Annotated in this window: 10 protein-coding genes; 2 read left to right on the top strand and 8 right to left on the bottom strand. The window is 60.8% G+C overall.

What is annotated here, in order from left to right; translation table 11 throughout:
* Positions 1-105: 105 nt before the first annotated feature.
* Both VM621_RS02780 and VM621_RS02775 read left to right on the top strand, forming a co-directional pair.
* Positions 106-990 (top strand): class I SAM-dependent methyltransferase, encoded by an 885-nt coding sequence (locus VM621_RS02780; RefSeq protein ID WP_325467466.1) that lies wholly within the window; start codon positions 106-108, stop codon positions 988-990.
* 81 nt (positions 991-1,071) lie between these two features.
* Complete coding sequence (locus VM621_RS02775; protein WP_325467465.1) at positions 1,072-2,484, top strand: mannose-1-phosphate guanylyltransferase/mannose-6-phosphate isomerase; 1,413 nt, start codon at positions 1,072-1,074, stop codon at positions 2,482-2,484.
* Positions 2,485-2,537: 53 nt separating this feature from the next.
* Here VM621_RS02775 and VM621_RS02770 read toward each other — a convergent pair whose 3' ends face one another.
* The 8 genes from VM621_RS02770 to VM621_RS02735 all read right to left on the bottom strand — a co-directional run bounded on the left by VM621_RS02770 (position 2,538) and on the right by VM621_RS02735 (position 13,921).
* Entirely contained in the window at positions 2,538-3,890 is a 1,353-nt protein-coding gene (locus VM621_RS02770) for a phosphomannomutase (RefSeq protein ID WP_325467464.1), read from the bottom strand.
* Positions 3,887-4,807 carry an NAD-dependent epimerase/dehydratase family protein gene (locus VM621_RS02765; protein ID WP_325467463.1) on the bottom strand — a complete coding sequence of 307 codons (921 nt, stop codon included), beginning with the start codon at positions 4,805-4,807 and terminating at the stop codon, positions 3,887-3,889. The genes VM621_RS02770 and VM621_RS02765 overlap by 4 nt, the downstream gene beginning before the upstream one ends.
* Positions 4,785-5,819 (bottom strand): GDP-mannose 4,6-dehydratase, encoded by a 1,035-nt coding sequence (gmd, locus tag VM621_RS02760; RefSeq protein WP_325467462.1) that lies wholly within the window; start codon positions 5,817-5,819, stop codon positions 4,785-4,787. The genes VM621_RS02765 and gmd overlap by 23 nt, the downstream gene beginning before the upstream one ends.
* A 99-nt stretch (positions 5,820-5,918) precedes the next feature.
* Positions 5,919-9,305: a glycosyltransferase family 1 protein gene (locus tag VM621_RS02755; RefSeq protein ID WP_325467461.1), complete on the bottom strand. Its 3,387-nt coding sequence runs from the start codon at positions 9,303-9,305 to the stop codon at positions 5,919-5,921.
* A 25-nt stretch (positions 9,306-9,330) separates the two neighbouring features.
* Positions 9,331-10,680 carry an FkbM family methyltransferase gene (locus tag VM621_RS02750; protein WP_325467460.1) on the bottom strand — a complete coding sequence of 450 codons (1,350 nt, stop codon included), beginning with the start codon at positions 10,678-10,680 and terminating at the stop codon, positions 9,331-9,333.
* The gene (locus VM621_RS02745; protein ID WP_325467459.1) at positions 10,677-11,903 is read right to left on the bottom strand and encodes an ABC transporter ATP-binding protein; all 1,227 of its coding nucleotides are present in this window, start codon (positions 11,901-11,903) and stop codon (positions 10,677-10,679) included. Before VM621_RS02745 ends, VM621_RS02750 begins: the two co-directional genes overlap by 4 nt.
* Entirely contained in the window at positions 11,903-12,697 is a 795-nt protein-coding gene (locus VM621_RS02740; RefSeq protein WP_325467458.1) for an ABC transporter permease, read from the bottom strand. The genes VM621_RS02745 and VM621_RS02740 overlap by 1 nt, the downstream gene beginning before the upstream one ends.
* Before the next feature lie 54 nt (positions 12,698-12,751).
* Positions 12,752-13,921, bottom strand: a complete 1,170-nt coding sequence (locus VM621_RS02735) for a PLP-dependent aspartate aminotransferase family protein (protein ID WP_325467457.1) — start codon at positions 13,919-13,921, stop codon at positions 12,752-12,754.
* Positions 13,922-13,996: the final 75 nt, after the last annotated feature.

Here is a 13,996-nt window from a genome sequence, read left to right as displayed (position 1 = left end):
GGCACAGCGCGAGCGGGTCGCATGATACTACGTCGGGCCCGGAGGCCGCCCCAAACACGTGCCACTCGTCTAGACTCGGGTCTTGTGTTCAGCCGGAGGATTCGGATGTCGTCTGCTGTAGAAAGCCGCTTTACGGGAATTGTTCAGCCCTTGGCGTTACCTCCAGGGGAGACCGAAGCATCGCTCCGAGCCTGGCTAGGGGAGCTATCCCTGGACGGAGCCCCCCAGGCCGAGCTCGCCAACTACCTGAACGAAGATTTCCGACGTTTCCTGTACACGCTGGACCTCGTTCCCGATCAGACGGGCCGCTTACTCGAAATTGGTGCCAATCCGTATTTCACGACGATCCTGCTCAAGCGCTTCCGCCAGTACGACATCCATTGCAGCAATTATTTTGGAGTCGACGGCGGTGGCGGACAACAGACCGTCGTCCACACACCAACGGGCGAAGCATTCCCGATCGATTACCTGAACAACAACGTGGATGTCCAGGACATCCCGTATGACGGCCTTTTTGACGTCATTCTTTTTTGTGAGGTTATCGAGCATCTCGTCTCGGATCCTTTGAATGCGCTCAGGCGCATTAAGGAGCGGCTGGCACAGGGTGGGACCCTAGTACTCACAACCCCGAACGTGAACCGACTCGAGAACGTCGCCAAGATGATGGCGGGGGCGAACATCTACGACCCGATCTCCGGCTACGGCGTCTATGGCCGCCACAATCGCGAGTACAACAAGCACGAGTTGCACCTCATGCTCGACCACCTCGGCTTCGACCTTGAGCTGATGTTTTCGTCGGACGTGCACGAGAATCTGTCTGATCACTACTACCCGACAGATCGGCTCGCCGAGCAGATCCTTTCCACGCCCAACCGCGGGTACGACCTGGGGCAATACATCTTCGTCCGGGCCCGGAGCAACCGCCCCGCCAAGGCGGGCAAGCCCCGCTGGCTCTACCGGAGCTATCCCGACGCCGAGCTCTGCGACTGAACGGCCGTTCCGGATTCCCCCGGCCAGACGGCCGGGGTCCCGTTATAATCGTCAGGTAAACGTACCCTTGGAGCGGAACCCATGATTGTCCCAGTCATCCTCAGCGGCGGTAGCGGGACCCGCCTCTGGCCTCTCTCCCGGAAGAACCGCCCTAAGCAGTTCCTCGCCCTCGTCGGTGACACAACGCTCTTCCAGCAGACTGTCGAGCGCACGCGGAAGCTGGGCAACGCCGGCGCACCCATCGTGGTGTGCAGCGAGGACCACCGCTTCACGGTGGCCGAGCAGCTTCAGGAGCTTGGTGTGACCGGGGCATCTATTTTGCTCGAGCCCGCCGCGCGCAATACGGCCCCCGCGATTGCCCTTGCCGCGATGCAGGCGGCCAGGAATGACGCAGACGCCATCCTGCTGGTGTTGCCGGCTGACCACCTGATCGGCGACGAAGCGAGCTTCGTCGCCGCCGTCATGCGTGCCGCGCCGCTTGCGACCCAGGACTGGCTGGTTACCTTCGGCATTCGTCCCGAGGCCCCGGAGACTGGGTTCGGCTACATCAAGCGCGCCGAAGGTGTTTCCGATGCCGGCTTCAAGGTCGCGCAGTTCGTCGAGAAGCCGAATGCGGAAACAGCTGCCAAGTACGTCGAGAGCGGTGATTTCGACTGGAACTCCGGTATGTTCCTGTTCAAAGCCTCGCGCTACCTCGAAGAGCTGCAGAAGCATTCGCCGGCGATCCATGCCGCCACGATAAAAGTATTCGCCTCGGCCCAGCCAGACCTCGACTTCGTCCGCTTCGACAAGGCCGCCATGGTCGAGGTCCCAGACGACTCCATCGACTATGCAGTCATGGAGAAGACCGATCGCGCTGCCGTAGTTCCAGTGAGCTGCCGCTGGAGCGACATAGGCTCCTGGTCCGCCTTGTGGGAAGCCGCCCACAAGGATGCTGACGGCAATGCGACTCATGGCGACGTCATCATGCACGACACGCGCAATACCTTGGTGCGCACTCACGAGCGTCATATGGTCGCGACTATCGGCCTCGACGACGTCGTGATAGTCGCCACGCCCGACGCGACCCTCGTCGCCGCACGTGACAAGGTCCAGCACGTCAAGAAGATCGTCGACCAGCTCAGCAGCGCGGGCCGCAGCGAGCATCTAGCACATCGCCAGGTCTATCGCCCCTGGGGCAGCTACGACTCGATCGATATGGGTGAGCGGTTCCAGGTGAAGCGCATCGTCGTCAAACCAGGCTCCGTTCTCAGCCTGCAGATGCATCACCATCGCGCGGAGCACTGGATCGTCGTGTCGGGTACCGCCGAGGTTACCTGTGGCGAGAAGGTGTTCCTGCTCGCCGAGAACCAGAGCACTTACATTCCGCTGGGCGTAACGCACCGCCTGCGCAATGTCGGCAAGGTGCCGCTTGAGCTGATCGAGGTGCAGTCAGGCAGCTATTTGGGTGAGGACGATATCGTGCGCTTCGAGGATGTCTACGGGCGCGCGTAAGTCCGAACGTTCAGACGAAGAACGGCGGGCCACTTAAGAAGTGGCCCGCTTTTTTATGCTGAAGTTCCGCCGATGAGGCTACGCAAGTCGGCCGTCCTGGCCTCCATCAGCCTCGCATCGCCGCGCGCCTCAACATTCAGGCGAAGCAGCGGCTCCGTGTTCGACGAGCGAAGATTGAAGCGCCACGTGCCGAACGACATGCTGACACCATCGATATTCTCGATGCTCTCGGCTGCGGCCTTGTAATGCGCAACGATGCGGGCCACCGTCGCCGGGGCCTCGTCTACGCGGAAGTTGATCTCGCCGCTGCACGGATACGCCGCCATTCGCTCGACAAGCATGTCGGTCAGCGACGTACCGGTCTTGCCGATGCGTTCGGCCACGAGCAGCCACGGGATCATCCCGGAGTCGCAATAAGCGAAGTCACGGAAGTAGTGATGCGCACTCATCTCGCCGCCGTAGACGGCATCCTCGGAGCGCATGCGCTCCTTGATGAATGCGTGGCCCGTTTTACTCTCGACAGCGATACCGCCAGCCGCCGCGACCATGTCGACGGTGTTCCAGGTGAGGCGCGGATCGTGGATGATCTTCGAACCTGGGTGCTTCTCGAGCAACTGGGCGGCAAGCAGGCCAACGATGTAATAGCCCTCGATGAAGCCGCCCTGTGCGTCGAACAGGAAGCAGCGATCAAAGTCGCCGTCCCAGGCGATGCCCATATCCGCACCCGAAGCGACCACGGCCTTCGCCGTCGCATCGCGATTCTCCGGCAGGAGAGGATTGGGAATACCGTTCGGGAAAGTGCCATCTGGCTCGTGGTTCACGCGGACAAAGGTGAAAGGCAGGTGCGTCTCGAGCAGATCCACGATCGCCCCTGCACCACCATTTCCCGCGTTGACCACGATTTTCAGCGGACGAAGGGCCGCCACATCGATATAGCTAAGCAAATGCGCGATATATGCCGACTTGTCGTGGTCCGTACGGACAGCGCCGCGAGCCGGACCCGGCTCATCGAACGCATTCTCTTCGACCATGCGCTCGATATCGCGAAGACCGGTGTCGCCGCTGATCGGACGCGCATCTTCGCGCACCAGCTTCATGCCGTTGTAGTCGATCGGATTGTGGCTGGCGGTAACCATGATGCCGCCGGCGACGCCACGGTACGCGGTCTGGAAGTACACCTCTTCCGTGCCGCACAGGCCGATATCGATCACCTGGCGACCTTCGTCGGCGAGGCCCCGGGCCACTTCGGCTGCAAACGTGGGGCTATCCAGGCGGATGTCATAACCGACGACCACCTCGCCATCGCCCACCGTTCGCGCAAAGGCGCGACCGATCCGGTAAGCAATATCCGCGTTGAGTTCATCCGGAACCCGGCCGCGGATGTCGTAAGCCTTGAAGCACTTCATGCGATTTTCCTGGAGGCGAACATCCACTCGAGCGTGGTGCGCAACGGAATGATGTCGAGCGGGCCCACCAGCGACTGCAGGCGGCGGTTGTCGCCCGTGAGACGAGCCACCTCGTTGCCACGGACAAACGCGGGATTCACCCGAACCTCGATCTCGTAGCCGGCGATCTCCTGCATCATGCCGATGACCTGCATCAGCGAGACGGACGTCCCCGAGCACAGATTGACGGTCTGGCCGGCGGCGTTCGCGGACAGCAGGCGAACGTACGCGTCTGCGACAAAACGAACGTCCTGGAAGTCACGCGCGACATCGATATTGCCGAGCTCGATCACACGCTCGCCGCGCTGGAAGTGCGAGACGATTTTCGGAAGCAGGAAGTTATCCGCCTGCCCCACGCCAGTGTAGTTGAAGGGCCTTGCGAGAACGATCGGCAGACGATCGGACCACAGCTTCGCCATGTATTCCATCGCGAGCTTGCTGACGGCGTAATCGTTCGCCGGCGACGGCTCTACCGACTCGCTCAGCAGCTCTACATCGCTGTTGCCGTAGACATTGGCGCTGCTGGCGAGCAAGACGGCACGCGGAGCCGTCGACAGGGCAGCCAGCGACTCCATCAGGTGACGCGTACCGACGACGTTCGTACGGTACATCTCATCGGCGTCGCCGTGAGCCACGAAGGCGATGGCAGCAAGATGGATGACAGCATCCGGACGCGCATCGGCCACCGACTGGGCAACCGCCGCGCGATCGAGCAGGTTGACCGAAGGCGAGTCGAGGTCCTTGGGCTGTTCGACCAGCCCAAGGACCTCATATCCCGCCGCGCGTAGCGCCGCGGCCACGTAGTGACCTGTGAAGCCCTTATGGCCGGTAACCAGCACCCGGCCGGGCGCGCCCTCAGAACGAGGCGTCACGTTCATTCCGGCGCAGATCGGCTTCGACCATCATTTTGCAGAGGCTCTCGAGGGTGGTCTCGGGCTTCCAGCCGAGCTTCTGGAACGCCTTAGTGGGGTCGCCAATGAGCAGTTCGACTTCCGCCGGGCGGTAGAACTTCGGGTTGATCTTCACGAGTAGCTTGCCGGTCTTGCGGCAGGTACCGGTCTCATTCTCCTCGCTACCCTTCCAGTCGATGTCGATATCGACCGCAGCAAATGCGAGCGTCACGAAATCGCGCACGGTCTCCGTACGGTTGGTCGCAAGCACGTAGGTGTCCGGCTCATCTGCCTGCAGCATGCGCCACATGCCTTCGACGTATTCCTTGGCGAAGCCCCAGTCACGCTTTGCGTCGAGGTTACCCAGCTCCAGTACGTCGAGCTTGCCGAGCTTTATCTTGGCAACCGAGTCCGTGATCTTGCGGGTGACGAATTCACGGCCACGCAGCGGCGACTCGTGATTGAAGAGGATGCCGCTGGAGCCGAAGATGCCGTAGGACTCGCGGTAGTTCACCGTGATCCAGTGGGCGTAGAGCTTGGCCACGCCATACGGGCTGCGCGGATAGAACGGCGTGTCTTCCTTCTGGGGGACGGCCTGCACCTTGCCGAACATTTCCGAGGTCGACGCCTGGTAGAAGCGAACCTTCGGATTGACGATTCGGATGGCTTCGAGCATATGCAGGGCGCCAACGCCCGTGATCGCCGCCGTGGTAGCCGGCTGGTCGAAGGAGACGCCGACGAAGCTCTGCGCCGCCAGGTTGTAGACCTCGGTCGCGCCCGTGGCCTGGAGCAGCCGGATCGCCGAGCCGCCGTCGGTCAGGTCGAACTCTACCAGCTCGAGGTTCGGGTGGTTTTGGATGCCCAGCTCTTCGATGCGCCAGAAGTTGACCGAGCTCGTGCGCCGATAGGTCCCATAGACGCGGTAGCCCTTTTCAAGGAGCAACTCTGCCAGGTAGGCGCCGTCCTGGCCCGAGATTCCGGTGATCAGTGCTGTTTTCATCTGCTTCCGTCGCTGTAAATAATTGATTTAGCTGGACCCCCCATTTTCCACGAGGGGCCCGGGTGACTCAAGTCCAAAAGCGCCTTCGAGCACGCCGGCCTAGGTGGAGGATTCGATCTCTGAGGCAACTATCTCCACGGACCTGAAAACCAGTTCCGCTTCGGCATCGACCATGATCCTCACCTGCAGGTCGCTGATATCCTCGTCCAGGACGACATCGAGCGCCCCGATCGTTCCGACACCATGGACCAGCGGGTCGGAAACCACTCGCCAACGCCCAGCCTGGGCAACCACGTCCACCCAGGCGCTTCCGGAGCCGACGGGAAAGTCACCGGCTATGCGAATGGAATACCGCCCCGCAGCAACCTCAATCCCTGGCGTCCCGAAAAGTAGCCCGGGCACACGTGTCGTTGCGCGGCATTCCCGGGCGAGAGCCCCGGTCGTGGCATCAGCGCGATAATCGCTGGCAAGGAATCGACGATCCCCACCCGGTGACCAACTGTCTTGCCAGGCACCGCCGACAACGACATCGACCAATTGAGCGGCACTCTGTTGCCATGTCAGCCACGGCATACCTCGGGATTCCGGCGCATATCCCTGCGTGCGAAGGTCGATCCAACGCTCAACCGCATCAGCCAGCGACTCTGCCTCGAGTCCGCTGAAATAGTACGCGTGCTCACCGGCCACCTCCCGGAACACCGGGAGGTCTCGCGCGACGATCGGCAGACCATACTGCGCCGCTTCGATCAGCGGCAGGCCAAAGCCTTCACCCTCGGATGCTGCGAGGAGGCCAGAAGCGGCGTGGTACATCGAAATCAGCTCGTTGTCGTTAGCTTTCTCGAGCCAGAACAGGCGTTTTCCGCGCTCCGGGTGATTCCGCAACCGGGAAGCCAGTTTCTCGACGTGCCACCCCTGCTTGCCGACGATGACGAGATTGACGTCGATTCCGCGACGCCAAAGCACTTCGAACGCCGCCAACGCCTGCCCGTGGCCCTTCCGCGGCTCCACCGTCCCAACCATCAAGAGCGTCGGCTGGGAATCCAAGCCGGACGGCAGTGCCGAAGGATCAGCGACGTCTCTCACACCCTTGGCCAGGTCCGCCCCCAGATGAAACCATCCCAGGCGCAGCGGCGTGGATCGCGATGGACCCGCTTGAGGAAGCCACCGCTTGAACTCGTCGGCGACAGTGCGCGAAATAGCCACGATGCCGTCGGCGACCTCCGCGATCGCCTCATACCACGCACGAAATGTCGGAAGGCCAGGCGGATCAAAGCAATCCGGCCGGAGAAGCGGAAGCATGTCGTACACCACGAAGGTCACTTTTACGCCGAGGCTCCGCATCCGCACGAACGTGCTCTTGTGAGCGGGGACGAGATGAGCCGCGAGGTCGAGACCAAGGAAGATGTCGCCCTGACGAAAATCAACCGGGCTGTCACCGGGAAGCGTCGCCGTGCCATGAAACCGCTTCCCCACGTAAGAGCGAGCGTAACGAAAGACGTCCCCCGGGTGAATATAGACCGGCTCGACCCGGAAGCCGTCCGGTACCGCATCGAGCATTTCCGCCACAACGTGCCGGACGACGCGCTGAATACCCGTGCCCGCGTCGGTGAGCACGAGTTGGGAGATATCGACGTACAGCACCCTCTGCGTGAAACGGGGCGGGGAATTTTCGGCCAGGGCGGCAGCGAGCCTGGAAAGATCATCCGTCGCGAGAGCGGAGACGCCGGGAATCGAAACCAGTTCGTCGATGTTCGATGACGCAATGGAGGATTCTTCCAGGCGCGACGGGTTCGCGACCCGCCAACGCGGGGATCCGAATCCCAACAATGCCATTGGCAAGGCGGCCAGTCCGTCGACGGCCTCGCGGCGACCGAGGGCCGAATAACCACCCCAGCCGTAGAGCATCGCCGCCAGCAGGGTCGGGTTCTCGCGAGTCAGTGCCTGGGCAACCGCATCGCAGGTTTCGTCGTGCGGCAACAAGGTTGCGTAGCAATCCTTGGCGGCAATCAGCAACGATGCGGACGAAGCCTCATTTCGGACGTCGACGTATACCTCGTCGAACATGGATCCGATAAACGAGTGAATCGAATGTTTCTTCCACCCGGAAGGGAGGGTGGCATGCGCAAACACCTGATTGCCGAGGTCACCAAAAACTTCCGCGCGACCCAGCAGGGTTGCCAGCTCCCGGTCGGGAGGTCCCGCGCTGAGCAGAGCGATTCGTCGAGATCGACGATCGACAGGAGGCAGCGCCTCGGGCACGAGCCCCTTCCGGGCCTCGAAACGACACTCGATCGCCTCCCATGCGCGCCGTGCAGACTCCGACCAGGAGAAGCGCTTCGCCTGTTCGAGACCGTGCGTGCGCATTCGCCCCCGGAAATCGTCGTCTGTGAGCCCCCGACGCAATGCTGCCGCTATCGACGAAACGTCGTAAGGATCGAAGAGAGCCTCGTCGCAGTCGATAACCTCCGGCAGACTGGTCGTATTCGAACCGACCACGACGGCACCGCACGACATAGCCTCCAATGCCGGAAGCCCGAATCCTTCATGTGTGGACGGGAAGGCGTAAAGCGCACACGCGTTGTAGAAGCGGACGAGTTCATCATCACTGACAAAGCCGGTGAACACGAGTTCATCCGCAGAAAGACCGTGAGCGTCACGTGCCTCCTTGAGAGCTACAAGTTCCGGCTCGCCAATCCCCCCAACGAACACGAGCTGATACGTCTCGCGCGCCACCGTCGGTAGCGCCGCATACGCCTCGATTAGTCGGACGAGGTTCTTTCGTGGGTCGTACCCGCCCGCATACATCACGAACGGCCTGACGATGCCATATTTGCGGCCAACCGCAATGGCGCTCACCTTGCCGCTCAGCACCTTGAAAACGGGATCGACGGCCGCGGAAATGTTCACGACAGCGCTATCCGCCACACCAAGCAGGTTAGATGCCTCCCGTGTAGTGAAGTCGGAGATACCTAACAGCAGGTCGCAGCGACGAAGATGCTCGAGCTTGCGCATGTACCAGGTGGCGACATTTGGATTGGCCAGGTACACCTCGGGCACTACCAGCGGAATCAAGTCAAACACAATGGCTACTTGGAGAGCTGAGGACCCAGGTCGAACCGAGGTGACCACAGCGTCGCCATAGCCATCGACCATACTCATGGTGAGTACGACGTCTGCGTGGAAGGCCTCGATGTACTGCTCTCGGACGCGCTCGGCCAGCAAACCTCGCACGTGGTTAGCCGGATCGATCGCTGCGGTAGGGGGCACACTTTGCCAGCAGACTACCCGCTCTTGCGGAACGACATCGAGGAGAACGTCGCGCAGAAACGCCGCGGACGACACCATGGCGCCATTGAGGAGAAACCAGACCTCATGCTCCCTGTGCGCGAGCGCCATCGCCTTTGCAAGAGCGAGACAGTACCGCCCCACACCGCGGATGCGGCCACCCGGCGACTGGCATGCCTGCAGGTCGATCAGTACGCGCATAAGCTCCCCATAAAAAAAAGCGCTCTCAACTGTCCAATTTTCGCTCAATGGCGGCGCGCAACTGCCCTTCCACAGCTTCTGCGCTTTCCGTCATGGCAACCGGTGGGCTGTCGCCAACTCCCGTCATGCCGGCAGGGAAAAGAAACGCCCTTGCCCGCCGGCCTATCCTCGTCTCCGGGCCTGCGACGGCGCGTACCGCCGCACGAAGTCCTGGAGTACGCAACGCCACGCGCATCAATGGCCTTGATGCCCTGGCTGCCCGCGCGACGGCAGGGCGACTCATTCGCCACACCAGCCGTGCACCGCGCCGGGCTTGCGACTTCAATTGCCGAACCGGCGCCGTCAGGCGCCACGATGTGCTGTGCAACATTGCATGGACCATGTATTCGCGCTGCGAAAGCTCCACTTGGAGCTGAGCGATCCGGCTGGTCAACTCGTGATGCTGCTGAAGCACGCGGGAATGCTCCCGTATCATGCCGTCGTGCAGTGCGTCGCGTCGGGCGATGGCAGCACCGAGGTCCTCTTCGGCGCGCGCGCGCCAACGGGCGTGCTCTTCCGTAGCCATGCCCAGACTTCTCGACAGCTCGGCCACCATCGATCGCAACGAGCTGATCTCGCTATCCAGGTGACGCACGTGATCGGTCAGGTTATGCGCCTGGAGATGGAACTGCACGCGTTGTTCGTGCGCTTCCTTGTCGCGCGCCCGTTCGTAGTTGTCGAAGACATTAGGCGGCAAGGCGAACTCCGCACGGAGTTCGTCGTGTTCCTTTGCAACAAAATAGAGATTCAGGCCGTCATTGTAGACTCTCGTGTAGCCGCGATCGGTGAGCAGACTTTCCCACTGCCAAGCCGTACTCACTTGGCTGTTGGGTTCCGTCGCTTCGACCACGACGATCCACGGACGCACTGTCTCGAAAGAGCAAGAGGCGAGCGCGGCGCGCTCAGCACCTTCACAGTCGATCTTCAGGAAATGCACTTCATCGAAAGCGTTCGAACTGAGTATTTCGTCGAGAGGAACGGCGCGAACCTTACGTTCGATGACTTCTCGACCTTCGGCAGTATATCGCGCGGCAAGTGCTGGATCGGTCGTCGAAAGACCCGTACCTTGCACCTCGAAGAAAGAGAGGTTGGCTCCATCGCCGACCGCAATATTCAGATTGACGTCGTGCGGCCTGTCGACCTCGAGCATGTCGAACCAGTACCGGACAGGCTCAATATTTATTCCTCGCCAACCCATCAGCGAGAATGCCTTTGTGACGGAGTCGACGGTCGGATGCTGGGCACCAACGTCGACGTAGACGCCGTGCCGCACGTGCTTCAACGCACGATGCAGCATGACGTCCTCGAAATTTTGAGCGTAGCTAACGAAAGTCATGGCAGGGACTTGATATCAATCTTCGGAGGAATCCAGGCACTGCCGACGAAGTGAGCATGCGAATGATTGGCGACCGTAAAAATCAAGGCCAGGTCACGCCACTCGTAGTTGTCGACCAGGTGGGTATCAGTACTCACCAGTGCGGTCGAAATTGAATAGCTCCCGGGACCCAGATTCATCGTGAACCGGGCCACGTAGGACACCGTGCAACCAGCAGGAACATCGTCGACAACTTGCCTGGTATGAAAGGTGTTGGTTCCAAAGACCGGTTGCCCAAGCCGATCCTTGATCATGTACCCCAACACCAGCCGCGGAATGTCAGCTCGAGCCTCGACATCTATCCGCAATTCGACATCCTGCCCGACGTCGATGAATTCGATCCGCTCCCCATCCATGGCATAGAGCTGAATTTCTTTGACAACGGCTTCGAACGTACCCGAGGTGGTCTGTACCTGCCCCGTCTCCAGGCGTTCCACCTTCATCGTACTGTTCTCGCGCTCGGCGATGAGCGCGTTATAGGCATCCATGACTTCCACGGGGTCGCCGTCACGAACGACACGCCCTCCCTGTAGCAAGACTGCCCGGTCGCACATGCTTTGAATGGCGCCGCTGTCATGCGACACGATCAATAGGCTCGTCCCTTGCTCGCGGAACTCTTTAATGCGCTTGAAACACTTGTGCTGGAAATAAGCATCGCCGACGGACAGTGCCTCATCCACGATGAGAATATCAGGGCGGAACGCCGTTGCAACGCTGAATGCGACACGCATCTGCATGCCGCTGGAATATGTGCGAACGTGTTCGTCGAAGTACTCGCCGATCTCAGCGAACGCCTCGATATCCGGAATAGCCGCGTCTATCTGATCTCGCGAAAAACCCATCAGGCCAGCAGCGTGGTACACGTTCTGCCGACCCGTGAGGTCAGGACTAAAACCCATGCCGAGCTCAAGAATGGCAGCGATCCGGCCATGCACTGCAACCGAGCCCTCGGTTGGCATAAGCGTACGGGTAATTAGCTTGAGTAACGTGCTCTTGCCCGCACCATTCTGTCCTACGATGCCGATGGCTTCCCCACGGCCAACGACGAAGGAAATATCGCGCAGGACCCAATGTTCATGGCGTGGGGTCACCGTGACGCCGAACCACGAGGCGAAACGCTTGAATTCGCTTCCATAGTCACGGAAGGCCTTTCCCAGCCCGCTTACTTCGAGGATGTTAGACATCAGAGGACATCCACCATTTCGGGCGCGGCGCGCCTGAACATCAGAAAAGCGATCGCCAGCAGGAATACGCTCCCAAGGGCAGTCCAGGCGAGCGGAATGAGCGCAGGCCCCTGTCCGTACAGCAATACGTTCTGAAATGCTGAGACGATATAAAAAAGTGGATTCGCCGCGATGACACGGCCAAATCCGGCGGGAAGGATGCTCGGCATATAGACGATCGGCGTGATCCAGAACCACAACTGCAAGACCACAGCCATAACCTGACCGACATCGCGAACGAATACGTTGATGACACCTAGGAGCAAACCCAGTCCGAGCGAGAACGCGACATTAATCGCCACCAGCAGCGGAATCCAAAGAAATGCCCAAGTCGGCGGATGACCAACGATCGCAAAGATGAAAATTGTCGCAATGAACAGAAAAAGATTACTGACCAGAGCGGAGCCAACTGCGATGAACGGCAGTGTCGCGCGCGGGAAGTAGATTTTCTTCATCAGATTGCCGTTGTCGACGAACAACGTCAGCGAGCGCGTCACCACTTCGATGAACAGCGACCACGCAAGCATGCCGGCCATCAGATAGATGGAGTACGCGTACTGATTCGTCGTTCCGGGAAGCTTGGCGCCCATGACGCGCGAAAGGACGACGGAGTAGATGGCAACCTGCGCCAGTGGCTGCAGAACCATCCACGCGGCGCCCAACCGGCTGCGGGCAAAGCGCGCTTTCAGGTCGTTTTTGACCGAGGAGAGAATGAAGTTGCGGTAGCGCCAGACAGCACGTAGTAACTCGCTCATAGGATCATTCTTCTCTCGCAGGGACGGGCGCCAGGCAGGCCAAGTCGACCGCCATCAACGGGCCAGCGCCCGGCCAAGCTCCGAACGCAAATCTTCCACATCCTCCACGCCCACCGACAACCGGATCAACCCATCACTGATCCCCAGCCGCTTACGCGTCGCCGGCGGGATCGACGCATGCGTCATGATCCCCGGATGTTCGATCAGGCTCTCAACGCCACCGAGCGACTCGGCCAGCGCGAAAATCTCGCAACGCTCGAGCATCTTGCGTGCGGCACGCAGACCGCCCTTCACCTCGGCCGAAATGATCCCGCCGAAACCATCCATCTGCCGACGCGCCAGCGCATGCTGCGGGTGCGACTTCAGGCCGGGGTAGATGACTTTCTCGATGGCCGGATGCTTTTCGAGCCAGCGCGCGATATCCAGCGCGGATTCGCAGTGCGCCTTCATGCGCAGGTGCAGGGTCTTCAGGCCACGCATGGCCAGGAACGAATCGAACGGACCGGCGACCGCGCCCACCGAGTTCTGCAGGAAGCCCATGCGCTCTGCCATTTCCTCGTTGGCAGCGACGACGATGCCGCCGACCATGTCCGAATGGCCATTGAGGTACTTGGTAGCCGAATGCAGCACCAGGTCCGCGCCGTATTCGATCGGGCGCTGGAGCATGGGCGAGCAGAAGGTGTTGTCGACGACGAGGATCAGGCCGTGCTTCTTCGCGAACGCAGAGAGCTTGGCCAGGTCGACGAGCTTGAGCATCGGATTGGTCGGCGTTTCCGCCCAGATCATCTTCGTGTTCGGCTTCAGCGAAGCTTTGAGCGCCGCCGTGTCGTTGAGATCGATGAAGGTGAAGTCCAGCCCGGCGGAGCGGCGACGAACGCGCTCGAACAACCGGTAGGTGCCACCATAGAGGTCGTCCATGGCGATGACGTGGTCGCCCGAGTCGAGCAGATCTAGGACGGTGGAGGCGCCGCCCAGGCCAGAACCGAAAGCGAAGCCGGCGACACCGCCCTCGAGGTCGGCGACGCAACGCTCATAGGCCATGCGGGTAGGATTCTGGGTACGCGAGTACTCGTAGCCTTGATGCTTGCCCGGACTGGACTGCACGTAGGTCGAGGTCGCATAGATCGGCGTCATGATCGCGCCCGTCGACGGATCAGGGTGCTGACCGGCGTGGATCGCCCGGGTGCCCAGACCGAATACTTGCGTCGCTTTCTTGGAAGCCATTGATCTACCTGAAATAATTGTTCCGAGCGCGCACCATGCGCCACGGTAAAGCGACTCATATTACCGTCTTGGCGG

The sequence above is a fragment of the Luteibacter sp. genome (genome assembly GCF_035539195.1).
Classification (GTDB): domain Bacteria; phylum Pseudomonadota; class Gammaproteobacteria; order Xanthomonadales; family Rhodanobacteraceae; genus Luteibacter.
This window is presented reverse-complemented; position numbering and strand designations above follow the sequence as displayed.

Bases quoted from the DNA above. Each gene is read 5' to 3' on its own strand.
- VM621_RS02745 (WP_325467459.1), bottom strand. From the start codon at position 11,903: ATGTCTAACATCCTCGAAGTAAGCGGGCTGGGAAAGGCCTTCCGTGAC.
- gmd (WP_325467462.1), bottom strand. From the start codon at position 5,819: ATGAAAACAGCACTGATCACCGGAATCTCGGGCCAGGACGGCGCCTAC.
- VM621_RS02740 (WP_325467458.1), bottom strand. From the start codon at position 12,697: ATGAGCGAGTTACTACGTGCTGTCTGGCGCTACCGCAACTTCATTCTC.
- VM621_RS02755 (WP_325467461.1), bottom strand. From the start codon at position 9,305: ATGCGCGTACTGATCGACCTGCAGGCATGCCAGTCGCCGGGTGGCCGC.
- VM621_RS02780 (WP_325467466.1), top strand. From the start codon at position 106: ATGTCGTCTGCTGTAGAAAGCCGCTTTACGGGAATTGTTCAGCCCTTG.
- VM621_RS02735 (WP_325467457.1), bottom strand. From the start codon at position 13,921: ATGGCTTCCAAGAAAGCGACGCAAGTATTCGGTCTGGGCACCCGGGCG.
- VM621_RS02770 (WP_325467464.1), bottom strand. From the start codon at position 3,890: ATGAAGTGCTTCAAGGCTTACGACATCCGCGGCCGGGTTCCGGATGAA.
- VM621_RS02765 (WP_325467463.1), bottom strand. From the start codon at position 4,807: ATGAACGTGACGCCTCGTTCTGAGGGCGCGCCCGGCCGGGTGCTGGTT.
- VM621_RS02775 (WP_325467465.1), top strand. From the start codon at position 1,072: ATGATTGTCCCAGTCATCCTCAGCGGCGGTAGCGGGACCCGCCTCTGG.
- VM621_RS02750 (WP_325467460.1), bottom strand. From the start codon at position 10,680: ATGACTTTCGTTAGCTACGCTCAAAATTTCGAGGACGTCATGCTGCAT.